The 23,189-nt window shown below is 62.0% G+C and carries 19 protein-coding genes and 3 tRNA genes; 6 read left to right on the top strand and 16 right to left on the bottom strand.

The genetic code is table 11. The annotated features are described in order from the left end of the window. Window positions 1-11 precede the first annotated feature (11 nt). The gene (gene rpsG, locus AC0L16_RS26815) at window positions 12-482 is read right to left on the bottom strand and encodes a 30S ribosomal protein S7 (protein WP_008875664.1); all 471 of its coding nucleotides are present in this window, start codon (window positions 480-482) and stop codon (window positions 12-14) included. Between the two features lie 85 nt (window positions 483-567). Then, window positions 568-939: a 30S ribosomal protein S12 gene (gene rpsL, locus AC0L16_RS26820; protein WP_006333356.1), complete on the bottom strand. Its 372-nt coding sequence runs from the start codon at window positions 937-939 to the stop codon at window positions 568-570. A 462-nt stretch (window positions 940-1,401) separates the two neighbouring features. Here rpsL and AC0L16_RS26825 point away from each other — a divergent pair, with 462 nt between their 5' ends. Further along, entirely contained in the window at window positions 1,402-1,683 is a 282-nt protein-coding gene (locus AC0L16_RS26825) for a hypothetical protein (RefSeq protein ID WP_023798115.1), read from the top strand. 110 nt (window positions 1,684-1,793) lie between these two features. Beyond that, window positions 1,794-2,729, top strand: a complete 936-nt coding sequence (locus AC0L16_RS26830; protein ID WP_287327921.1) for a Gfo/Idh/MocA family protein — start codon at window positions 1,794-1,796, stop codon at window positions 2,727-2,729. Window positions 2,730-3,088: 359 nt separating this feature from the next. Here the strand turns inward: AC0L16_RS26830 and rpoC are convergent, their stop codons facing one another. The 12 genes from rpoC to tuf form a co-directional block, all read right to left on the bottom strand. Then, window positions 3,089-7,285, bottom strand: coding sequence for a DNA-directed RNA polymerase subunit beta' (gene rpoC / locus AC0L16_RS26835; RefSeq protein WP_473624294.1), 4,197 nt, complete (start codon window positions 7,283-7,285; stop codon window positions 3,089-3,091). A gap of 187 nt (window positions 7,286-7,472) precedes the next feature. Further along, the gene (gene rpoB / locus AC0L16_RS26840) at window positions 7,473-11,609 is read right to left on the bottom strand and encodes a DNA-directed RNA polymerase subunit beta (protein ID WP_091591204.1); all 4,137 of its coding nucleotides are present in this window, start codon (window positions 11,607-11,609) and stop codon (window positions 7,473-7,475) included. Window positions 11,610-11,863: 254 nt separating this feature from the next. Beyond that, the gene (gene rplL / locus AC0L16_RS26845; protein WP_023680442.1) at window positions 11,864-12,241 is read right to left on the bottom strand and encodes a 50S ribosomal protein L7/L12; all 378 of its coding nucleotides are present in this window, start codon (window positions 12,239-12,241) and stop codon (window positions 11,864-11,866) included. A 54-nt stretch (window positions 12,242-12,295) separates the two neighbouring features. Beyond that, entirely contained in the window at window positions 12,296-12,814 is a 519-nt protein-coding gene (gene rplJ, locus AC0L16_RS26850) for a 50S ribosomal protein L10 (protein WP_065011395.1), read from the bottom strand. A gap of 413 nt (window positions 12,815-13,227) precedes the next feature. Further along, the gene (rplA, locus tag AC0L16_RS26855) at window positions 13,228-13,926 is read right to left on the bottom strand and encodes a 50S ribosomal protein L1 (RefSeq protein WP_254027455.1); all 699 of its coding nucleotides are present in this window, start codon (window positions 13,924-13,926) and stop codon (window positions 13,228-13,230) included. 4 nt (window positions 13,927-13,930) lie between these two features. Beyond that, on the bottom strand, window positions 13,931-14,359 hold the full coding sequence (gene rplK / locus AC0L16_RS26860) for a 50S ribosomal protein L11 (protein WP_023798121.1): 429 nt from the start codon (window positions 14,357-14,359) through the stop codon (window positions 13,931-13,933). 171 nt (window positions 14,360-14,530) lie between these two features. Next, window positions 14,531-15,058, bottom strand: a complete 528-nt coding sequence (gene nusG, locus AC0L16_RS26865; protein ID WP_473624296.1) for a transcription termination/antitermination protein NusG — start codon at window positions 15,056-15,058, stop codon at window positions 14,531-14,533. Window positions 15,059-15,085: 27 nt separating this feature from the next. Then, window positions 15,086-15,289, bottom strand: coding sequence for a preprotein translocase subunit SecE (secE, locus tag AC0L16_RS26870; RefSeq protein ID WP_013531408.1), 204 nt, complete (start codon window positions 15,287-15,289; stop codon window positions 15,086-15,088). A gap of 402 nt (window positions 15,290-15,691) precedes the next feature. Beyond that, window positions 15,692-15,767, bottom strand: a tRNA-Trp gene (locus AC0L16_RS26875). A gap of 259 nt (window positions 15,768-16,026) precedes the next feature. Further along, window positions 16,027-16,311, bottom strand: a complete 285-nt coding sequence (locus tag AC0L16_RS26880; RefSeq protein ID WP_473624318.1) for a metal-dependent hydrolase — start codon at window positions 16,309-16,311, stop codon at window positions 16,027-16,029. 136 nt (window positions 16,312-16,447) lie between these two features. Further along, the gene (locus tag AC0L16_RS26885; RefSeq protein WP_473624298.1) at window positions 16,448-18,115 is read right to left on the bottom strand and encodes a COG3904 family protein; all 1,668 of its coding nucleotides are present in this window, start codon (window positions 18,113-18,115) and stop codon (window positions 16,448-16,450) included. A 183-nt stretch (window positions 18,116-18,298) separates the two neighbouring features. Next, window positions 18,299-19,474: an elongation factor Tu gene (gene tuf, locus AC0L16_RS26890; protein WP_091591201.1), complete on the bottom strand. Its 1,176-nt coding sequence runs from the start codon at window positions 19,472-19,474 to the stop codon at window positions 18,299-18,301. A gap of 325 nt (window positions 19,475-19,799) precedes the next feature. On the opposite strand from tuf, the gene AC0L16_RS26895 reads away from it, so the two are divergent. Both AC0L16_RS26895 and AC0L16_RS26900 read left to right on the top strand, forming a co-directional pair. Next, window positions 19,800-20,687: a DMT family transporter gene (locus AC0L16_RS26895; protein ID WP_473624320.1), complete on the top strand. Its 888-nt coding sequence runs from the start codon at window positions 19,800-19,802 to the stop codon at window positions 20,685-20,687. Between the two features lie 65 nt (window positions 20,688-20,752). Then, window positions 20,753-21,199, top strand: a complete 447-nt coding sequence (locus AC0L16_RS26900; protein WP_473624299.1) for a GFA family protein — start codon at window positions 20,753-20,755, stop codon at window positions 21,197-21,199. 115 nt (window positions 21,200-21,314) lie between these two features. On the opposite strand, the gene AC0L16_RS26905 is transcribed toward AC0L16_RS26900, so the two are convergent. Both AC0L16_RS26905 and AC0L16_RS26910 read right to left on the bottom strand, forming a co-directional pair. Continuing rightward, window positions 21,315-21,388, bottom strand: a tRNA-Gly gene (locus AC0L16_RS26905). Window positions 21,389-21,459: 71 nt separating this feature from the next. Beyond that, window positions 21,460-21,544 (bottom strand) — tRNA-Tyr (locus tag AC0L16_RS26910). 200 nt (window positions 21,545-21,744) lie between these two features. On the opposite strand from AC0L16_RS26910, the gene rlmB reads away from it, so the two are divergent. Continuing rightward, window positions 21,745-22,611: a 23S rRNA (guanosine(2251)-2'-O)-methyltransferase RlmB gene (gene rlmB / locus AC0L16_RS26915; protein ID WP_473624301.1), complete on the top strand. Its 867-nt coding sequence runs from the start codon at window positions 21,745-21,747 to the stop codon at window positions 22,609-22,611. Beyond that, window positions 22,601-23,164: a hypothetical protein gene (locus AC0L16_RS26920; protein ID WP_473624302.1), complete on the top strand. Its 564-nt coding sequence runs from the start codon at window positions 22,601-22,603 to the stop codon at window positions 23,162-23,164. The genes rlmB and AC0L16_RS26920 overlap by 11 nt, the downstream gene beginning before the upstream one ends. The last annotated feature ends 25 nt before the right edge of the window (window positions 23,165-23,189 follow it).

Below are 23,189 nucleotides of genomic sequence, written 5' to 3' on the forward strand. Positions count from 1 at the left end.
TCGTTCGCGCTTTACCAGCGGTAATGCGCGAAGGCGCGGTTGGCTTCCGCCATCTTGTGGGTGTCTTCACGCTTCTTGACGGCGGTGCCGCGGTTGTTGGCCGCGTCCATCAGCTCGCCGGAGAGGCGGTCGACCATCGTGGTCTCGTTGCGGTTGCGGGCGGCGGCGATCAGCCAGCGGATGGCCAGCGCCTGACGGCGCTCGGGGCGCACGTCGACCGGAACCTGGTAGGTGGCGCCGCCGACGCGGCGCGAACGCACTTCCACATGCGGCGCGACATTGTCGAGCGCCTGATGGAAGACGGTGACCGGCTCCTGCTTGGTCTTGGACTGGACCTGGTCGAGCGCGCCGTAGACGATGGTCTCGGCAACCGACTTCTTGCCGTCATACATGACGGCGTTCATGAACTTGGTGACGATCAGATCGCCGAACTTCGGGTCCGGGTTGATCTCACGCTTTTCTGCACTGTGACGACGGGACATTTTTTCTCTGCCTCAATTCTGCGTGGTGGCCTGGATCCCGGATCGTCGCCTGGCGCCGTCCGGGATGACCTTGGCTACGCTTCGGTCACTTCGGGCGCTTGGCGCCGTATTTCGAACGGCGCTGCTTGCGGTTCTTCACACCCTGCGTGTCGAGCACGCCGCGGATGATATGGTAGCGGACGCCCGGAAGATCCTTGACGCGGCCGCCGCGGATCATCACCACCGAGTGCTCCTGAAGGTTGTGGCCTTCGCCGGGGATGTAGCCGATCACTTCAAAACCATTGGTCAGGCGGATCTTGGCCACCTTGCGCAGCGCCGAGTTCGGCTTCTTCGGCGTCGTTGTGTAGACGCGCGTGCAGACGCCCCGCTTCTGCGGGTTCTGCTGCATGGCCGGGACCTTGTTGCGCTTCACCGGCGCAATGCGCGGCTTGCGGATCAGCTGGTTGACGGTAGGCATTAAACCCTCTTGTCTCTCAATTCCGTGTCTCGCCCGGTCAGGGCCGCTCAAAGCGTCATTTCCATACGCAAAGTCGGGCCACAAACCGCGCCTCGCGGTCTTGCCCGAACAAATGGCAGAGGAAGCGGAAACCGCTTCATGCACGCCGGAAATGTCTTTTCGCTCGTAAAACGAACCCTGTTTGAGGCAAACTCCAAAGCGTGTCGCTTCGGAAGGGAGAGCCTCACATCGGTTCTGACTGGGCGGCTTCTACTCGCAAGCCCGTTGCCCGTCAACCCCGGAGCGCCAAATATTACGCCGAAACCGAGGCTTGGCAGCCATGCGAAAAGCGCATGTAATTTTGTTTCGCCATTTTGCAAGGGGAAGGAAGAAAGTGACCGGCCTTCGGCTGTTGCATAGCCACGCTTCATGCGAAAAAGCGACATGAACAGCGCAAATCCCCTCGCCCGGAGGAATCGGCCCGTGAACGACAATGATGAGCGCCCGGTCACCATCATCACCGGCCGGGCGTGGAAAAGAAAGGGCGGCAAGCCGGAAGGCGTCCACCTCATGCTGGTCGCGCCCGACGACGATTCGGCGGTGCGCCGGGCGCTCGAATCACTGGCGGCCGAAGGCTACGCCGAGGCGGAGCTCGACCAGATCGGCGACCTGGACGGCGTGCCCGACGAAGAGCCGCACCTTTCGGCCTATCAGGGCGCGCTCGAAGGCGAAGTGTCGATCGTCACCTTCGACGTGCCGCTCTGACCAGCCATGTCCCTGGCCGTCGCGGTTTGGGGCCGTCGCGGTCTGGCACTGCTTGCCCGGCATCGGTTCTCTGCTAAGAACCAAGCGCAATATCAATCTGCGGAGTTCCCATGTCCCTGAATAGCGGTCCCATCAAGCTCGGCATCGTCGGCGTGGGAAAGATTGTTCGTGACCAGCACCTGCCGGCCCTGGCCAAGGACCGCGACTACCTGCTCACCGCCGCCGCCAGCCGGCACGGCAAGGTGGACGGCATCGCGAATTTTCCTGATATCGAGGCGATGCTCGACGCCGTGCCGGAGCTCGAGGCCGTATCGCTCTGCATGCCGCCGCAGTTCCGCTACGACGCCGCGCGGACAGCGCTGGCGGCGAAAAAGCATGTTTTTCTGGAAAAGCCACCCGGCGCCACGGTCAGCGAGGTCGAGGATTTGAAAGCGCTGGCGGCGGCAAACGGCGTCTCGCTGTTTGCCAGCTGGCATTCGCGCTATGCGCCGGCGGTTGAAGCGGCTCGCGCATTTTTAGGCTCGACCCAGATCAGGTCGGCCGCCATCAACTGGAAGGAGGACGTGCGCCGCTGGCACCCGAACCAGGACTGGATCTGGGCTCCAGGCGGCTTCGGCGTCTTCGATCCCGGCATCAACGCGCTGTCGATCGCGACCCACATATTGCCGGCGATGTTCATCAGCTCGGCGATCCTCGATTTCCCCGAAAACCGCGCCGCCCCGATCGCCGCGCATATCGCCTTCCGCACCTCGAACGGCTTGCCGGTGGCGATGGAACTCGACTGGCGCCAGACCGGCCCGCAAAGCTGGGACATCCTGGCCGAGACGGACAAGGGCGCGATGGTGCTTTCGGGCGGCGGCGCAAAACTCGCGGTCGACGGCCGCGTCGTTCACGACGAGCCGGAAGCCGAATATCCGATGCTCTACAAGCGCTTCGCCGAGATCGTGCGCGCCGGCGTCTCCGACGTCGATCTTGCCCCGCTCCAGCATGTCGCCGACGCCTTCATGCTCGGCAAGCGGAATGTGGTGGAAGCGTTTTTCGATTAAGCCGTGGAGCTGCAAGGAGTGGTCTTCGCTCCGGTCCTGACCATCTTGCAAACGTCGCGCCGCCCCTCATCTGGCTGCCGCCATCTTCTCCCCGTGAACGGGGAGAAGGACGCCTTCGCATGGGATTTCGCCAATCACAGGCGTTGCAGAAAGGGTGCCAAGGTTGCGGCCAAGCCCTTTCTCCCCGTCACTATACGGGGAGAAATGCCCGGCAGGGCAATGAGGGGCAGCGCCGGACGATCGAAATAAGTCGCAACACTCGACGACGCCTCCTCCCAGTCCGTCGCCAAACTCAACACGCAAAAAAGCCGCCGGGTTGCCCCGACGGCTTTGTTGCCTGAGATCTTTACCCGCCGCGGTTACTGCGCGGCGGAAGCCATGTCGGTCAGCATCGGATCGGCGACCTCGACGCCCGACGCCTTGCGGCGCTCGTCGATGATCAGCTCGTCGCGCGAGGTGGCGATGCGCCGGATCTGGCTCATCGTGCCGCCGGTGCCGGCCGGGATCAGACGGCCGACGATGACGTTTTCCTTCAGCCCCTGCAGCATGTCGGTCTTGCCGGCAACCGCCGCTTCGGTCAGCACCCGGGTCGTCTCCTGGAAGGAGGCGGCCGAGATGAAGGACGGCGTCTGCAGCGAGGCCTTGGTGATGCCCAACAGCACCGGCTGGCCTTCGGCCGGCTTCTTGCCGTCTTCGACCAGGCGCTCGTTGACCTCTTCCAGCTCGATCACGTCGACGTGGTCGCCCGGAATGTAGGTCGAGTCGCCCTGCGCAGTGATCTCGACCTTCTGCAGCATCTGGCGAACGATCACCTCGATGTGCTTGTCGTTGATCGACACACCCTGCAGACGGTAGACCTCCTGGATCTCGTTGACGAGGTAGGACGCAAGTGCCTCCACGCCCTTGATCGCCAGGATGTCGTGTGGCGCCGGATTGCCGTCGAGGATGTAGTCGCCCTTCTCGATGACGTCGCCGTCCTGGAGATGGAACGGCTTGCCCTTCGGGATCAGGTATTCGACCGGCTCAAGCGTCGAGTCATGTGGCTCGATGATGATGCGACGCTTGTTCTTGTAGTCGCGGCCGAAGCGGATCGTGCCATCGATCTCGGCGATGATGGCGTGATCCTTCGGACGGCGTGCCTCGAACAGCTCGGCAACACGCGGCAGACCACCGGTGATGTCCTTGGTCTTGGCGCTTTCCATCGGGATACGCGCCAGCACGTCGCCGGGGCGAACCTGTGCACCCGGCTCGACCGAAAGAATGGCCTCGACCGAGAGCAGGAAGCGAGCGTCGCCACCCTTCGACAGTTTGCCGACCTTGCCCTTGGCGTCCTGGACGACGATCGCCGGCTTGAGGTCGTTGCCGCGTGGCGTCGAACGCCAGTCGATGACCTCGCGCTTGGTGATGCCGGTCGATTCGTCGGCCGTTTCCTGGACGGAAATGCCGTCCACCAGATCTTCGAACGCCACCTTGCCCTCGATCTCGGTGAGGACCGGGCGGGTATAGGGATCCCACTCGGCGATGCGCTGGCCCCGCTTCACCTTGTCGCCATCGTCCACGAAGATGCGCGAACCATAGGTGAGGCGGTGCGTGGCGCGCTCCTTGCCGGCCTCGTCGAGGATCAGCACCGCCATGTTGCGGCCCATGACCATCTGCTGGCCGTCGGAGTTGCGCACCACGTTGCGGTTGCGGATCTCGACCTTGCCCTCATACGAGGCTTCAAGGAACGACGAGTCCACCACCTGCGCCGTACCGCCCATGTGGAAGGTACGCATGGTGAGCTGGGTGCCCGGCTCGCCGATCGACTGCGCCGCGATGACGCCGACAGCCTCGCCCTGGTTGACCGGGGTGCCGCGGGCCAGATCGCGTCCGTAGCAGACCGCGCAGACACCGACCCTGACGTCGCAAGTCAGCGCCGAGCGGATGCGGACCGACTGGACGCCGGCCTTTTCGATCTGCTCGACGTCGCGTTCGTCCATCAGCGTTCCGGCCTTGACCAGAACCTCACCCGTCACCGGATGCGTGATGTCGTCGAGCGCCGTGCGGCCGAGAACCCGCTGGCCGACGGAAGCGACGATCTGGCCGGCATCGACGATCGGCTGCATGGTGAGGCCCTTGTCGGTGCCGCAGTCGACGGAGTTGACGATGCAGTCCTGCGCCACGTCGACCAGACGACGGGTGAGATAACCCGAGTTCGCCGTCTTCAAGGCGGTGTCGGCCAGACCCTTGCGGGCGCCGTGGGTCGAGTTGAAGTACTCGAGCACCGTCAGGCCTTCCTTGAAGTTCGAGATGATCGGCGTCTCGATGATTTCACCGCTCGGCTTGGCCATCAGGCCGCGCATACCGGCAAGCTGGCGCATCTGGGTGGGCGAGCCGCGCGCACCGGAGTGCGACATCATGTAGATCGAGTTCATCGGCTTTTGACGGCCATTGTCCTCGAACTCGACCGCCTTGATGCGGGCCATCATCTCGTCGGCGACCTTTTCCGAGCACTTGGCCCAGGCGTCGACGACCTTATTGTACTTCTCGCCCTGCGTGATGAGGCCGTCATTGTACTGCTGCTCGTATTCCTTGGCCAAGGCCTCGGTGTCGGAAACCAGCTTGATCTTGGCATCCGGGATCAGCATGTCGTCCTTGCCGAACGAAATGCCGGCGCGGCAAGCGTGGCTGAAGCCGAGGGCCATGATGCGATCGCAGAAAATGACCGTCTCCTTCTGACCGCAATGGCGGTAGACCGTGTCGATCATCTTGGAGATGTTCTTCTTGGTCATCTCCTGGTTGGCGGTCTCGTACGGCACGTTGACGTTCTTCGGCAGAAGCTCGCCGATGATCATGCGGCCAGGCGTGGTGTCGTAGATTTTCGACACGACCTTGCCGTCCGCATCGACCGTGCGGAAGCGGCCCTTGATCTTGGAGTGCAGCGTCACCGCCTTGGTCTCGAGCGCGTGCTGGAGTTCGCCCATGTCGGCAAACACCATGCCCTCGCCCGGCTCGTTCTGGTTGACGATCGAGAGATAGTAGAGACCCAGAACCATGTCCTGCGACGGCACGATGATCGGCGCGCCGGAAGCCGGGTGCAGGATGTTGTTGGTCGACATCATCAGCACGCGGGCTTCAAGCTGGGCTTCCAGCGACAGCGGCACGTGAACCGCCATCTGGTCGCCGTCGAAGTCGGCGTTGAAGGCCGTGCAGACCAGCGGGTGAAGCTGGATCGCCTTGCCTTCGATCAGGATCGGCTCGAACGCCTGGATGCCGAGGCGGTGCAGTGTCGGCGCACGGTTCAGAAGCACCGGATGCTCGCGGATGACCTCGTCGAGGATATCCCAGACCTCCGGACGCTCCTTCTCGACCAGCTTCTTCGCCTGCTTGACGGTCGAGGAATAACCCTTGGCGTCGAGACGGGCATAGATGAAGGGCTTGAACAGTTCGAGCGCCATCTTCTTCGGCAGGCCGCACTGGTGCAGCTTGAGCTCCGGACCGGTCACGATGACCGAGCGTCCGGAATAGTCGACGCGCTTGCCGAGCAGGTTCTGGCGGAACCGGCCCTGCTTGCCCTTCAGCATGTCGGAAAGCGACTTCAGCGGACGCTTGTTGGCGCCGGTGATGACGCGGCCGCGACGGCCGTTGTCGAACAGCGCGTCGACGGCTTCCTGCAGCATGCGCTTTTCATTGCGCACGATGATGCCGGGCGCGCGCAGCTCGATCAGCCGCTTCAGGCGGTTGTTGCGGTTGATGACGCGGCGATAGAGATCGTTGAGATCGGACGTGGCGAAGCGGCCGCCGTCCAGGGGAACCAGCGGGCGCAGGTCCGGCGGGATCACCGGGACCACCTTCATGATCATCCATTCCGGACGGTTGCCGGACTCCATGAAGTTCTCGACGACCTTGAGCCGCTTCAAATACTTCTTCTGCTTGAGCTCGGACGTGGTCGAAGCCAGCTCCGAACGCAGGTCGCCGGCGATCTTCTCCAGGTCCATGCCGGCCAGAAGGTCGTGGATGGCCTCGGCGCCGATCATGGCGGTGAAGCTATCCTCGCCATATTCGTCGACGGCCATCATGTACTCTTCCTCGCTGAGGAGTTGGTGCTCCTTCAGCGCGGTGAGCCCGGGCTCGGTGACGATGTAGTTCTCGAAGTAGAGAACGCGCTCGATGTCCTTCAGCGTCATGTCGAGCAGCGTGCCGATACGCGACGGCAGCGACTTCAGGAACCAGATATGGGCGACCGGCGCGGCCAGCTCGATATGGCCCATGCGCTCGCGACGGACGCGCGACAGCGTGACTTCGACGCCGCACTTCTCGCAGATGACGCCCTTGTACTTCATGCGCTTGTACTTGCCGCACAGGCATTCGTAGTCCTTGATCGGACCGAAAATGCGCGCGCAGAACAGGCCGTCGCGCTCCGGCTTGAAGGTGCGGTAGTTGATGGTCTCCGGCTTCTTGATCTCGCCGAACGACCAGGACAGAATCTTCTCAGGGCTGGCGAGCGAAATCCGGATGGAATCGAACACCTGTGCAGGCGCCTGAGGATTGAAGAGATTCATGACCTCTTGGTTCATGCCGTTCTCCTTTTCGGGGTCATCGAAAACCCCTTGCATCTAGCGCGGGCCAAACGCCCGCCGACTTGGTCGACCATCGGTCGAAGAAACTTTCTTGTTTGAGCATGATCTTGGCCGAAAACCGGTAACCACTTTTCGGGATCATGCTCGGCGTCCGGCCGCGGGGAACCGCGACCGGACGTCTTGCTTATTCGGCCGCGTCGGGCAGCCGGATCGGATTGTCGTCGAGCTTGGTGTTCTCCAGCTCGACATTGAGGCCCAGAGACCGCATTTCCTTGACGAGAACGTTGAAGCTCTCGGGGATGCCGGCCTCGAAGGTGTCGTCGCCTCTGACGATCGCCTCATAGACCTTGGTGCGGCCGGCGACGTCGTCCGACTTCACCGTCAGCATCTCCTGCAGCGTGTAGGCGGCGCCGTACGCTTCGAGCGCCCAGACCTCCATCTCGCCGAAGCGCTGGCCACCGAACTGCGCCTTGCCGCCCAGCGGCTGCTGGGTAACGAGCGAGTACGGCCCGATCGAACGCGCGTGGATCTTGTCGTCCACAAGATGGTGAAGCTTGAGCATATATATGTAGCCCATCGTCACTTTGCGATCGAACGGCTCGCCGGTGCGTCCGTCATAGAGCTGCGACTGACCGCTGGTGTGCAGGCCCGCCTGCTCCAGCATGATGTTGATGTCGGCCTCGTGCGCGCCGTCGAACACCGGTGTCGCGATAGAGACGCCGCGGCGCATCTGCTCGCTGAGGCGAACGACACTCTCGTCGTCATAGTCGCGGACCGGCTCGTTGCGGTCGTTGGCCGGCATGAAGCTCTCGAGCGTCTTGCGCAGCGGCTTGATGTCGCCGCCTGTCTTGTACGCGTCGATCAGCTCGCCGATCTTCCTGCCCATTCCGGCGCAAGCCCAGCCCAGATGCGTCTCCAGGATCTGGCCGACATTCATGCGGCTCGGCACACCCAGCGGGTTGAGCACGATATCGGCATGCGTGCCGTCCTCGAGGAACGGCATGTCCTCGACCGGAACGATCCGCGACACGACACCCTTGTTGCCGTGCCGGCCGGCCATCTTGTCGCCGGGCTGCATCTTGCGCTTCACGGCCACGAAGACCTTAACCATCTTCATGACGCCGGGAGGCATCTCGTCGCCGCGCTGCACCTTCTCGACCTTGTCCATGAAGCGCTGTTCGAGCGCCTTCTTGGAATCGTCGTACTGGCCGCGCAGGGCTTCCAGTTCGCTCTGGAGCTTTTCGTTCTCCACCGCAAACTGCCACCACTGCGAACGCGGATACTCGTCGAGCGTATCCTTCGACAGCTTCGAGCCCTTCTTGAAACCCTTCGGCCCGGCAATCGCATCCTTGCCGACGAGAACGTCGGACAGGCGCGAATAGACGTTGCGGTCGAGGATCGCCTGCTCGTCGTCGCGGTCCTTGGCGAGGCGTTCGATCTCCTCGCGCTCGATCGCCATGGCGCGCTCGTCCTTCTCCACACCGTGGCGGTTGAAGACGCGCACTTCGACGACGGTGCCGAAGGTCCCGGGCGGCATGCGCATGGAGGTGTCACGCACGTCCGATGCCTTTTCGCCAAAAATGGCGCGCAGAAGCTTTTCTTCCGGCGTCATCGGGCTTTCGCCCTTCGGCGTGATCTTGCCAACCAGGATGTCGCCCGGCTGCACTTCGGCACCGATATAGACGATGCCAGCCTCGTCGAGGTTCTTCAGCGCTTCTTCCGAGACATTGGGAATGTCGCGGGTGATTTCCTCCGGCCCGAGCTTGGTATCGCGCGCCATGACCTCGAACTCCTCGATGTGGATCGAGGTGAAGACGTCGTCGGCGACGATGCGCTCGGACAAGAGGATCGAGTCCTCGTAGTTGTAACCGTTCCACGGCATGAACGCGACCAGCACATTGCGGCCGAGCGCCAGATCGCCAAGCTCGGTCGACGGACCGTCGGCGATGATGTCGCCCTTGTTGACCAGGTCGCCCATGCGCACCAGCGGACGCTGGTTGATGCAGGTGTTCTGGTTCGAACGCTGGAACTTCATCAGCCGGTAGATGTCGACGCCCGACTTGCCGGGATCGAGATCTTCGGTGGCGCGGATGACGATACGCGTCGCGTCGACCTGGTCGACGATGCCGCCGCGGCGGGCGCCGATGGCGGCGCCGGAGTCACGGGCGACGATCGGCTCCATGCCGGTGCCGACGAACGGCGCTTCGGCGCGCACCAGCGGCACGGCCTGACGCTGCATGTTCGAGCCCATCAGCGCGCGGTTGGCGTCGTCGTTCTCGAGGAACGGGATCAGGGCCGCGGCCACCGACACCATCTGCTTCGGCGACACGTCCATCAGATCGACGTTTTCGCGCGGCGCCATCATCACTTCGCCGGCATTGCGGCAAATGACGAATTCGTCGACGAAACCACCATTCTTGTCGAGCTCGGCATTGGCCTGGGCGACGTGGTGCTTGGCCTCTTCCATCGCGGAGAGATAGACGACCTCATTGGTCAGCTTGCCGTTGACGATCTTGCGGTACGGGCTCTCGATGAAGCCATACTTGTTGACGCGCGCAAATGTGGCCAGCGAGTTGATCAGACCGATGTTCGGGCCTTCCGGCGTCTCGATCGGGCAGATGCGGCCGTAATGCGTCGGATGCACGTCGCGCACCTCGAAGCCGGCGCGCTCGCGGGTCAGACCACCGGGTCCAAGCGCCGAGAGACGGCGCTTGTGGGTGATCTCCGACAGCGGGTTGGTCTGGTCCATGAACTGCGACAGCTGCGAGGAACCGAAGAACTCGCGCACGGCGGCAGCCGCCGGCTTGGCGTTGATCAGGTCCTGCGGCATCACCGTATCGATCTCGATCGAGGACATGCGTTCCTTGATCGCGCGCTCCATGCGCAAGAGGCCGACGCGGTACTGGTTCTCCATCAGCTCGCCGACCGAGCGCACGCGGCGATTGCCGAGATTGTCGATGTCGTCGATCTCGCCCTTGCCGTCGCGCAGTTCGACCAGCGTCTTGACCACGGCCAGGATGTCGTCCTTGCGCAGCACACGCACGGTGTCCTCGGCCTTGAGCTCGAGGCGCATGTTCATCTTGACGCGGCCGACGGCCGACAGATCATAGCGCTCGCTGTCGAAGAACAGCGAGTTGAACATGGCTTCGGCGGTTTCCAGCGTCGGCGGCTCGCCGGGGCGCATCACGCGGTAGATGTCGAACAGCGCGTCCTGGCGGCTCTCGTTCTTGTCGACGTTGAGCGTGTTGCGGATATAGGCGCCGACATTGACGTGGTCGATGTCGAGGACCTTGATCTCGTCGTCGCCGGCGGCGAGAAGCACTTTTAGCGTCTTTTCGTCGATCTCGTCGCCGGCTTCGAGGAAAATCTCGCCGGTCGCATAGTTGACGATGTCCTCGGCAAGGTAGTTGCCGAGCAGATCTTCGTCGGTCGCCTTGATCGCCTTGAGACCCTTTTCGCCGAGCTGACGGGCCTGGCGTGCGGTGATCTTCTTGCCGGCCTCGACGACGACCTCGTTGGTGTCTGCATCGACCAGGTCTCCGACAGCCTTGAGGCCGCGGAAACGCTCGACGTTGAACGGGATGCGCCAGTGGTCGCCGGCGCGCTTGTAGGTGATCTTGTTGTAGAAGGTCGACAGGATCTCCTCGGCGTCCATGCCGAGTGCCATCAGCAGCGACGTCACCGGAATCTTGCGGCGACGGTCGATACGGGCGTGCACGACGTCCTTCGAGTCGAACTCGATGTCGAGCCACGATCCGCGATAGGGGATGACGCGCGCGGCAAACAGCAGCTTGCCCGACGAGTGCGACTTGCCCTTGTCATGGTCGAAGAAGACGCCCGGCGAACGGTGCATCTGCGAGACGATGACGCGCTCGGTGCCATTGACAATGAAGGTGCCGTTCAAGGTCATGAGCGGCATGTCGCCCATATAGACGTCCTGCTCCTTGATGTCCTTGATCGACTTGGCGCCGGTATCCTCGTCGATATCGAACACGATGAGGCGCAGCGTCACCTTGAGTGGCGCGGCATAGGTCAGGTCGCGCTGACGGCATTCGTCAACGTCGAATTTCGGCGCTTCGAACTCGTACTTCACGAATTCCAGCATCGAGGAGCCGGAAAAGTCGGAGATCGGGAACACCGATTTGAAAACCGCCTGCAGTCCCTCGTCAGGACGCCCGCCCTTGGGCTCCTCGACCATCAGGAACTGGTCATAGGATGCCTTCTGAACCTCGATCAGGTTCGGCATCTCCGCAACTTCCGGAATCTTTCCGAAGAATTTGCGTACGCGTCTGCGGCCATTGAAAGTCTGTGTCTGGGCCATCGTCGCTCCTTAGCTCGATTCTCGGGGCGAGCCTCGCCGCGGCTCGCCTTGCATTCTCGGCCACCTTCGGCGGCGGCCTTTTATTGGTTCACCCGCCACCTGTCGGTGGCCGGCCAAAACGGGAGAAAACCCGTTTCCTGAAGGCCGGTTTACGGCCCTCAGGAAAGAGGTTTTCGTACTCTTCGCGTTACGCAGCCTCCCTTCGCGCCAAGGGAGCGGCGGACGGCGCGAAGCCGCCCGCCGATATCAAACGCTTACTTCAGTTCGACCTTGGCGCCGGCTGCTTCCAGCTGGGCCTTGAACTTGTCCGCGTCGGCCTTGGAAACAGCTTCCTTGACCGGCTTCGGAGCCGCCTCGACCAGGTCCTTGGCTTCCTTGAGGCCAAGACCGGTAATGGCGCGAACTTCCTTGATGACGTTGATCTTCTGAGCGCCCGCCTCGGTGAGGACGACGTCGAATTCCGTCTTTTCCTCGACCGGAGCAGCAGCCGCCGCAGCACCGCCGGCGGCAGCAACCGCCACCGGAGCAGCAGCGGAAACGCCCCACTTTTCTTCCAGAAGCTTCGACAACTCGGCCGCCTCGAGGACGGTCAGCTTCGAAAGGTCGTCTACGATCTTTGCCAGATCAGCCATTGCAATATTCCTTCATAAGGTTCGAACGTGTGTTTGTGATAGCGAGGAACGGCCTCATGCCGCCTCGTCCTTCCGGGCGTAAGCGCCGATGACGCGCGCGACCGAAGCCGCAGGCGCATTGACGATCTGGGCGATCCGGGTTGCCGGCGTGGCGATCATGCCAACCAGCCTGCCGCGCAGCTCATCGAGCGACGGAAGTGTGGCGAGTGCCTTCACACCGTCGGCGTTGAGCGAGGTGGTGCCCATTGCGCCGCCGAGAATGACGAGCTTGTCATTTCCCTTGGCGAAATCGGACGCGACCTTCGGCGCCGCAATCGGATCCTCCGAATAGGCGATCAGCGTCTGTCCCTTGAACAGGTCGATGATCGATGCGGAGTCCGTGCCCTGAAGAGCGATTTTGGCGAGACGGTTCTTCGCGACTTTGACGGTGCCACCGGCGACACGCATTTTCGACCGAAGGTCGTTCATTTGCGCGACGGTAATACCGGCGTAGTGGGCCACGACGACTGAACCAGCGCCCGAAAACGCTTCATTCAGGCCCGTGACGAGTTCGCGTTTTTCCGCTCTGTCCACTGCCTATCTCCAGTTGACCCCAGTCCTGTTAACGGGAACATTCCCATTACGAGGACAGGCGTCGGGTTGCCTTTTGCCGGCCGGGCCATCCAGTAACGGATCTCCCGAACGACGCTCGAGGATCCTGCCCCCTTTCGCCACACCAGCCGGCAAGCCGAATGGTGCGCAGACAAAAGGCAAACACGGTTCGAACCTTTCATTGGAGCTGTCGCTCCGTTGTCCGGTCTTCACCCGTCTCATGCAGGCCCACATGAATTAAGGCCCCCCTTGAACCAAGGCTTGGGGCCGCCCGCAATCTCGGACAGGATGTCCGGAAGCCTTCCGACTTCCGGTACCGGGCCGCCAAGATAAATCGGAGGCCCGGAATTCTGTTTGCGGATCAGCCTTTTAGCGGCAGATCCAAATGGTTCGTATCAGGACGCTGCCAGCGTCGAGACGTCGAGCTTGAGGCCAGGGCCCATCGTCGAGGTGACCGACACCTTCTTGACGTAGTTGCCCTTGGCGCCAGCCGGCTTCGCCTTGTTCACCGCGTCGGCGAAGGCGCGGACGTTCTCTTCCAGCGCCTTGACGTCGAACGAGATCTTGCCGACGCCGCCATGAACGATGCCGGCCTTCTCGACGCGGAACTCGACCGCGCCGCCCTTCGACGCCTTGACGGCGGCGGTAACGTCGGTGGTGACAGTGCCGACCTTCGGGTTCGGCATCATGCCACGCGGGCCGAGCACCTTGCCCAGACGGCCGACCAGCGGCATCATGTCCGGCGTGGCGATGCAGCGGTCGAAGTCGATCGTGCCCTTCTGGACGATGTCGACCAGATCCTCGGCGCCAACGATATCGGCGCCGGCCGCCTTGGCTTCCTCGGCCTTGTCGCCACGCGCGAAAACCGCGACGCGGACGGTACGGCCGGTGCCGTTCGGCAGGTTGACCACGCCGCGGACCATCTGGTCGGCATGGCGCGGGTCGACACCCAGGTTCATCGCGATTTCAACGGTCTCGTCGAACTTCACCGAGGACCGGTCCTTGAGCAGCTTCAGCGCATCACCCAAGGCATAGGCCTTGTTGGGATCGATGCCTTCGCGGGTCTTCGATACACGCTTTGCAATCTTTGCCATGATCTCAGCCCACCACTTCCAGACCCATCGAGCGGGCGGAGCCCTCGACCATGCGCATGGCCCCCTCGATATCGGTTGCGTTCAGATCCTTCATCTTCTGCTCGGCGATGGCGCGCACCTTGTCGCGGCCGATCGTGCCGGCCTTGACCTTGCCCGGCTCCTTCGAGCCCGACTTCAGGTTTGCGGCCTTCTTCAGGAAGTAGCTCACCGGCGGCGTCTTCATGACGAAGGTGAACGACTTGTCCTGGTAGTAGGTGATCACGACCGGAACCGGCGATCCCTTTTCCATTTCCTGGGTCTGCGCGTTGAACGCCTTGCAGAACTCCATGATGTTGATGCCGCGCTGACCAAGCGCCGGTCCGATCGGGGGCGACGGCGTCGCCGAGCCCGCGGAAACCTGGAGCTTGAGCTGGCCTGCAATTTTCTTAGCCATCTCTTTCCTGCCTTTGTCTCATGCCGGCCCCAAATCTGGGCAACACCGGCGGTTGCAGTCTGGTGGTGCGGTTCCTGCGGCCGGCTAAAGCTGCATTTGCCTCCCACCCCGTTTTGGCGGCGATTTCCACGCCGCCTCCCTCACCGCCGAATTGGCGACAAGGATTTCGGATCAGCCCTTTTCGACCTGTCCGAATTCGAGATCGACCGGCACGGCGCGCCCGAAGATCGAAACTTCCACCTTGAGCCGCGCCCGCTCCTCGTCCACTTCCTGGACGAAACCGTTGAACGAGGCGAACGGACCGTCCGAGACGCGGATCGCCTCGCCGATCTCGAAAGTGACCGACGGCTTCGGCCGCTCGACGCCTTCCTGCACCTGGTTCAGGATGCGCTGGGCCTCGGCCTCGGTGATCGGCACCGGCTTCGAATCGCCCAGGAAGCCGGTGACCTTCGGCGTGTTCTTCACCAGCGAGAACACTGCGTCGGTCAGGTTGGCCTTCAGCAGCACGTAGCCCGGGAAGAACTTGCGCTCGGCATCGACCTTGCGGCCGCGGCGTATCTCGACGACCTTCTCGGTCGGCACCACGATCTGCTCGATGTCAGCGGACAGGCCTTTCTGCTTGGCCTTGTTCTCGATGTCATCAGCGACCTTTTTTTCAAAGTTCGAATAGGCGTGGACGATGTACCACCGCGCAGTCATCTCAAGACTTCTCCGTAATCGCCGGACTTAGCGTCCAATGCCCAGAATCTGCTCGACCGCGAGGCCCATGAGCTGATCGGCAGTAAAGAAAAAGATCATCGCGATCACAGCGAACGCCAGAACCATCACCGTCGAGATCATCGTTTCGCGACGCGACGGCCAAGTCACCTTGGCGGTCTCCGCGCGAACCTGCTGGAGAAAGACGAAAGGATTTGTGGTTTTCGAAGCCATGTGCCGCCTGTCTGCGAGACCCGTTGACCGGATCTCCTGGATGATCCCGCTGGCCGGGATGTGCCGCCTGAGCCCGTGTTCGCGCCGAATCAGCGCAATCATTCCGCCCATGCAAATCGGACGCGTAAAGCCGGATTCCCAGCTCCACGCGTCGCGTGTCTGTTTCGTCTACATAAAACCGATTCTTGATCCACGCAAGTGGCAAGTGTCCGCTTTATGACAAACGCCGCATCGGAACCATCCAGTCGTCCCGTCCCGGCTATAGCGCTCTTATGCCTCAAGACAGCCTATATGGCAAGCCGCGCGATGTTCAAAGGCCGACGCCTGGAAGACCAGACAAATTTTCATGAATTGGCCATTTCGAAAAATAGCAGGGTTTCATGAATTGGCCATTTCGAAAAATGGCACGGGCAGCAGGGCTCGAACCTACGACCTGCGGTTTTGGAGACCGCCGCTCTACCAACTGAGCTATGCCCGTATCGCGCGCTGCTATTTCATAAAGCGGACAAGAACTCAAGTCGAGTTTTTAGGCGTGGCCGCACCGGGCTGCGTTGGTCGAATTCCGAGGGCCAGCGCCCAGGTACATATGAGAAGTTCGAGGGCAGAAGTCCAATGCAGCATGAAGCTCATGACCCAGTTGCGATATATCGCCGGAACCGTGACGAGTTCGAGCGCTCGCCGGTCGAATGGCATTAGCCACATTATAGGCGACGCCACTGAGTCCAGGATCATGTGTATCATTGCGGCGGCAAAGAAGGCGCCGACGGGGCCAGAAATCGTGGATCCCGCCATTTCGCGGCCGACAGTGCCACAAAGCCAACCGCCGCCCAGAAGAGCGGCCAGTGCGTGATGTAGGCGTGGTGATGGGTTCGGCCGCCATCGACAAAATGGAAATAGACCATGTCGAGGTCCGGGACGACGCTGCCGAGCATAGCCGCCGCCATGATCCCCGATCTGCCGGGCCAACGGTTTCGTGCGAGAGTACCGAGTATGTAGCCAGCCGGAAGATGAGCGATCAGCATCGCCAAACCTTGTTCATTGCCGAATCGGTCGAACGTCGCGGCGTATTGTGGCGCATTCAGGAAGGGACTACCCGGCTTCGCCCCAAGCGAGCGAAAGAGACGGTTATTTTTCGCTCGGCCGCGGTGTGCCTGCGCCTTACAGCTTGACCGCCGCTGCCGCTTGAACCTCGGACGTCGAAACTTCGCGGCAATTCTCCGGCATTGGCTGCGACTTGCAGATGGCCGGACCGGTAAATTCGTCTGCCGAACCAAGCCCGGTCGTCAGCCCGATTTTCAGCATCATCTCGGGTTCGAGCTGCCGATGGCGGGAGGCCGGCACCAACCGCATCGCCGCCAGCAGACCGGGTCCGACCGCCATGTCCCTAAGATAGATTTTGACCCGCTGCTCCAACCCCATCGAGTGCACGGTCAACTGCGCGCGAGGACCGACAAGGCGCCTGACACCGCCGGCAAGCATAATCGGGCAGGCCGCGCCACACGCGCCGCTCGCATCGATCGTCAGTCCGACATGGACGCCATCCCTGGCGGCGCAATTCGCCTTGTCCGGCTCGCATCCAATGAAGTCCGTCCGCGCAACCGCCACGTCGAGCTTGCGTTCCCGGATCAACCTTCCGGCGGCCACAGCGCCGAGCACGTCGCCTCCCGGCGAGTTGATCACCACGGGCAGTCGCCGATCACCGATCGTGTCCAGCAGTTGACGCAGCCGTTCCGGCGTTTGAGCGCTGATCGTTCCTTCCGCCGAGATCCATTCGGGACAATTGGGATCGCAAAGAAAACTTCTGCCGCGAACCAGGACGAAGCGCATATCGCCAACATCGGCCCGCTGCCCAGTTTCAGGTTCGACCGGCGCGGCGGGAGCGGGCTTGGCGTACGCCGCCACGGCGCCGGCCGGCGCCGGTATTTCCCTGCAGTTCGCGGCCACCGGATCGGTGTTGCACAGGGTTGGCGCGGTCAACAGGTCGACGGCATCCAGGCTGGTCACCAGCTTCGCCTGCAGCATGTCGTAGGGAGCCAGCTGCTGGATGGTGCTGGCCGGGGTGTTCTTCATCGTCTCGAGCACGGCTTGGCCGACGCCCATTTCGTTCAGATAGGCAGCCAGTCTTTTCTCCACCGACTTGCTCATCTCGTAGGTCTTGTAGCTGCCGGCGTTCTTGCGGCCGACGATCTTCTTGCTGAGGATCTTCTTCTTGCCTCCGACCACGCGATAAGTGGTCCGGTACTGCAACTTCGTCTTGATGTAGGTCGTGGTGATCTGATGGACGCCGAGAAAGGCCCATCGCCCGACGACGCGCCTGATGCCGCCGGCAAACATCAGCGGACAGGCGGAATTGCAGATCGCGCCGTCGGCATAGGCATTGCCGAAATAGCGAGCGCCCTTGCCGTCGTTTTCCTTGCAGTCCTTGGCGTCGGGCTGGCAACCGGTGAACCCGGTTTTGCCGACCGCGATATCGAGCTTGTTCTTGCGGAGCAGCCGGCCAAGCGCCAGCGCCGCTTCGACGTTGCCGCCGGGAGAATCCACGACAACGGGCAGTTTTCGGCCACCGAGTGCCTTGAGCGTGCGTTTGAACAGGGCCGGCGTGGCGGCCACTATCGAGCCTTCAGCCGATATCCATTCCGGGCAGGTCGGTTCGCAACCAGGCGCGCTGCTGCGGACGACGACAAACCGCATCGTCGGCCCAAGATCCGGCGCGGATTTTTTGGTGTTCGCCGCGAAGGCAGCGTGTTCCATAACCAGGAACGACGCCAGGCAGATCAGCCCAAGCATCCACCATGCCTGACCATTCAGACGGTGCCATAAAACCATTCGGGCAAGCCCCCGCAATGCGATCTATACTAGTTCAGCTTTGCCGGCTTGCAACAGGGTTTTGCGACGACGCCGCAGGCGCCGGCATACCTAAAAAGGCAAGCCGGGTGTATGCAAAATAAGCAAAAAGGGCAGCCCGAGGACCGCCCTTTTTGCATTCGATCTGACAAATGCCGGCGTCGATTACTCTTTGATGGTGACGACGATGCCGGCACCGACGGTGCGGCCGCCTTCACGGATGGCGAAGCGCAGCTTCTCTTCCATGGCGATCGGCACGATCAGCTCGACATCGACGGTGATGTTGTCGCCCGGCATCACCATCTCGGTGCCTTCCGGCAGCGACACGATGCCGGTCACGTCGGTGGTGCGGAAGTAGAACTGCGGCCGGTAGTTGGTGAAGAACGGCGTATGACGGCCGCCCTCGTCCTTGGTCAGGATGTAGGCTTCGGCGACGAACTTCTTGTGCGGCTTGACCGTGCCCGGCTTGGCCAGAACCTGGCCGCGCTCGACACCTTCGCGGTCGACACCGCGCAGCAGCGCGCCGATGTTGTCGCCGGCCTGGCCCTGGTCGAGCAGCTTGCGGAACATCTCGACGCCGGTGCAGGTCGTCTTGGTGGTCGGACGGATGCCGACGATCTCCAACTCCTCGCCGACCTTGACCACGCCGCGCTCGACGCGGCCGGTCACCACCGTGCCGCGGCCCGAGATCGAGAACACGTCCTCGATCGGCATCAGGAACGGCTTGTCGAGCGGACGAACCGGCGTCGGGATGTAGTCGTCGACCGCAGCCATCAATTCGCGGATCGAATCCTCGCCGATCTTCTTGTCGGAATCTTCCAAAGCCGCAAGTGCCGAACCCTTGACGATCGGAATGTCGTCGCCGGGGAACTCATTCTTGGTCAACAGCTCGCGCACCTCGAGCTCGACCAGCTCGAGCAGCTCGGCGTCGTCGACCTGGTCGACCTTGTTCAAAAACACCACGATCGACGGCACGCCGACCTGGCGGGCCAGCAGGATGTGCTCGCGGGTCTGCGGCATCGGGCCGTCGGCGGCCGACACCACCAGGATCGCGCCGTCCATCTGCGCAGCACCGGTGATCATGTTCTTGACATAGTCGGCGTGGCCGGGGCAGTCGACATGGGCGTAGTGGCGGTTGGCCGTCTCGTATTCGACATGCGCCGTCGAGATGGTGATGCCGCGCGCCTTCTCCTCGGGCGCAGCATCGATCTGGTCGTAGCGCTTGTATTCGCCAAAATACTTGGTGATCGCCGCCGTCAGCGACGTCTTGCCATGATCGACATGGCCAATCGTGCCGATGTTCACATGAGGCTTTGTACGCTCGAATTTACCTTTTGCCATAGTCTCTTTCCTTGGACGGCCGGGACCTTCAGTTCAGTCGAATGCGGGGCGATTAGCGACTGCGGCCGAAAAACACAAGTGTCTTGTGGCCGGGGTGCCTTGTGGCCGGGGGCTTTCTCACCCGGTCTGAACCCATGATCCGGTTTTCGGGGATGCGGCGCGGATATAGGAACGAACAAGAAGAAATGGAATGGCCTGACATAGGTTCCGCGGCTCCCGGCATTCAGCGCACGGATATTGTCGCTTCCGCCTGTCTGCCTTGCCGGATTTTACTGCCGGATCTGGCCCATTGCCGGTGTGGCGCCGGTCTGATTTCCTGATCCCGATGCATTTCATTCCGATCACCATCCGCGGCCCGCTGTTCATGATCCTGTCGACCGGGTCCTATGTCGCCAACGACACCATGTTGAAGCTCGCGACGGTTGGGCTGCCGCCCTATGAAGTGCTGTTTCTGCGCGGGACGGCGGCGACGCTGTGGGGCATTCCGTTGCTGTTTGCGCTGGGCTACGCCAGGCAGATCCCGCTGATCCTCGACAGGAGAGTGTTGCAAAGAAACCTGTTCGAGCTGGCGGCAATCCTTTGTTACGTGGTGGCGCTCGCCAATATGCAGATCGCCGATTCGACCGCCCTGGGGCAGATCACGCCGCTGCTCATGCTGATTGGCTCCTCTGTCCTGTTCGGCGAGCGGATCGGCGGCTTGCGGACGGCGCTGATCGGGCTCGGCTTCGTCGGCGCGGTGATGGTGGCGCAGCCGACGATGCATGGCATCTCGGTCTACGCCTTGCTGGCGCTCGGCAATGCGGCGTTCGCCGCCGCGCGCGATCTCGCCGGGCGGCGAGTTACCGCCGACGTGCCTGGCATGATCGTCGCAATTTCCGCGGTGGTGGTGGTGCTGTTTGGCTCGGGCGTCGCGCACCTGATGTCGGAGCGTTGGGTGACGCCCGAGACGCATCATTTGCTGCTGATGGCCGGGGCCGGATTGTTCCTGATCTTCGGCCACTTCTTCATCTTCATGGCCTATCGCGCCGGGCCAACCGGCGTCGTGGCGCCGTTCTATTACTGCTTCACCGTCTGGGCGGTTATTTCCGGCCTGGTGGTGTTCCAGCAATTGCCGAACGCGCTGGCGATCGGCGGTATCCTTCTGGTGGTGGCCAGCGGGCTGACCATCGTGTCGCTCGACGAGCGCCGGCGCCGGCTGACCGTGGTGGCCTGATTTGGGCAGTGGTGACCAAGCAACAGTTACACCACAAATTTCAACTTGGCCGCTGCCCGCAAAAAATGGAGAAACCTGTGACAAGCCAGGAGAATGTCGGCAACCGCATGCTTGCCGGAAAATGCCTGTGCGGCGCCGTGCAATACGCGGTGGCCGACGAGTTCATCTACGCCGCCAACTGCCACTGCTCGAACTGCCGGCGCACCACCGGTTCGGCCTTCAAGCCGTTTGCCGGCATCGAGCGTGAGAGACTGAGCCTGACCAAGGGCGAGGACAACCTCCTGATCTTTGGCGAGGAGACCGGCCACGACGTGCACTGCAAGACCTGCGGCTCATTGCTCTATTCGGTCGTCCGCGACGGCGCCTTCGTGCACGTCGCCATGGGAACCCTCGTCGACGAGCCGACCATCCGCGCGACGCAGCACATCTTTGTCGGCTCCAAGGCGAAGTGGTTCACGATCGCCGACGACCTGCCTCAGTATGAAGAGCATGTCGCCGAAAGTGCCGACTGAAGACCTGGCGATGTGGATGGCGGCATTGCCGCTCAGGCACAACAGAACCGCCACAGACAGTGACCCGGCGAAATTTCAAGGAGGTTATTTTCGATAATGACTTCAACAGCATGCTTGGAGCGGGTAGCGGGAATCGAACCCGCATATTCAGCTTGGAAGGCTGCTGCTCTACCACTGAGCTATACCCGCGCCTGTCGCCCGAAAAACGCGATACGCTTTTCGGTCCGATGCTTTTCGTTTCAGGGCTTCCGGGCCGGCAGTGGTGGAGAGGGTTGGATTTGAACCAACGTAGGCATAGCCAACGGATTTACAGTCCGTCCCCTTTAACCACTCGGGCACCTCTCCAGTCTGCCGCCGGAGCCATGCAACGAGGCATCGACGCGTCGCGGCCGCAGGAGCAGCCCGCCGCGAAGCGCCTTATGGCGGCAGCGCCCAAAACTGTCAACCGCAACGTCCCGGCAAAACGCTCTGAATTTGTTGACGACCCGCCGAGCAGGGATTTCAGGCTGTATCCATAGGCGGACGACACGGCTATAGAACCGGCGATGAGCAACGACAACAAGCCCAAGACCCCGAAAGACACCCACTACGCCAAGCTGCGCCGCGCGCATCGCGACGAGAAGAGCGGCGGCCCGCCGGCGTTCAGGCCGCGCCAGCTGGTGCCGCCGGGAGAAACCGCCGCGGACGGCCTGGTGCGGCTTTACGGCCTGCACACGGTGCGAGCAGCACTCGACAATCCGCGCCGGCGGATCAAGAAGATGCTGGTGACGCGCAACGCCGCCGAGCGGCTGGCGATCGCCGACCTCACCGCCCTGCCCTTTGAGACAGAGATGGTCGAGCCGAAGGATATCGACAAGGTCACCGGCTCCGACGCCGTGCATCAGGGCGTGCTGATCGAGGCCGAGCCGCTAAAACCGAAGCGCCTCGATGCGCTCGGCGACACCCCGCTGGTGCTGGTCCTCGACCAGGTTACCGACCCGCACAATGTCGGCGCGATCCTGCGCTCGGCGGTCGCCTTCGGCGCCGGCGCGCTGATCACCACGGCGCGCCACAGCCCGCATGAATCCGGCGTGCTGGCAAAATCGGCCTCCGGCGCGCTGGAGCATATCGATCAGATCGAGGTGAAGAACCTCGCCGATGCGCTCGGCCAATTGCACGAGGCCGGCTTCCAGACCATCGGCCTCGATTCGGACGGACCGGCGGAACTCGAAAAGAGTTTTTCGGGAGAAAAGATCGCATTGGTGCTGGGCGCCGAGGGCAAGGGCCTGCGCCAGAAGACCCGTGAGACGGTGACGACGCTCGCCCGGCTCGACATGCCCGGCGCCATCCGCTCGCTGAATGTGTCGAACGCCGCTGCGGTGAGCCTTTATGCGGCGCACGCCCACATCAAGAGCCTCCGAAATGGCGAATGACGACGACCAGAAGTGGGTGTGGCTTAACCGCCATTCGTGGCGCCCAGACATGACAATCAAAGAGCAGATCGTCGACGACTTCGAGAAGCTGTTTTTACTTCAGTACCTGTCCAACCGCGTATCGCTGTCGTGGCAGCGCTTCCAAGTATACCGGCGTGAAGCGTACAGCGCCGAGATTCGTGACCTTAAGCTCGTTCTCAGTTTGAACGAATTCAAAACTAAAGAACTTGTGCTTCGCCGCCTGTTCCTCGCGGTGTTGCTATCGAGCATACTTATTTTGATACTAATTTTGTTTTCTAAGACCCCCAGCGCCGTGAGCGAACAATTCGGAATTGAGCAAAACCAAATTTATTTCACAATCGTGGGAGTCGTACTCTGTCTTTGCCTCCTCTACAGAAATATCTTTGTGACACAAACGCTGGTTGTCGGGGTCGTTGGCCTGCTTCTTATGTCGATCTTTGCGGCACTGCCGTTCCTGTCCGGAGCAATTATGATGCTTGGTATCTTGCTTCTCTATCTTGTTGCGAAATGGCGGGCCAACCCGTCGTACTGATGCCTCCATCGGTGCTGCAGTACAA

The organism is Mesorhizobium sp. WSM4848, from assembly GCF_055811375.1.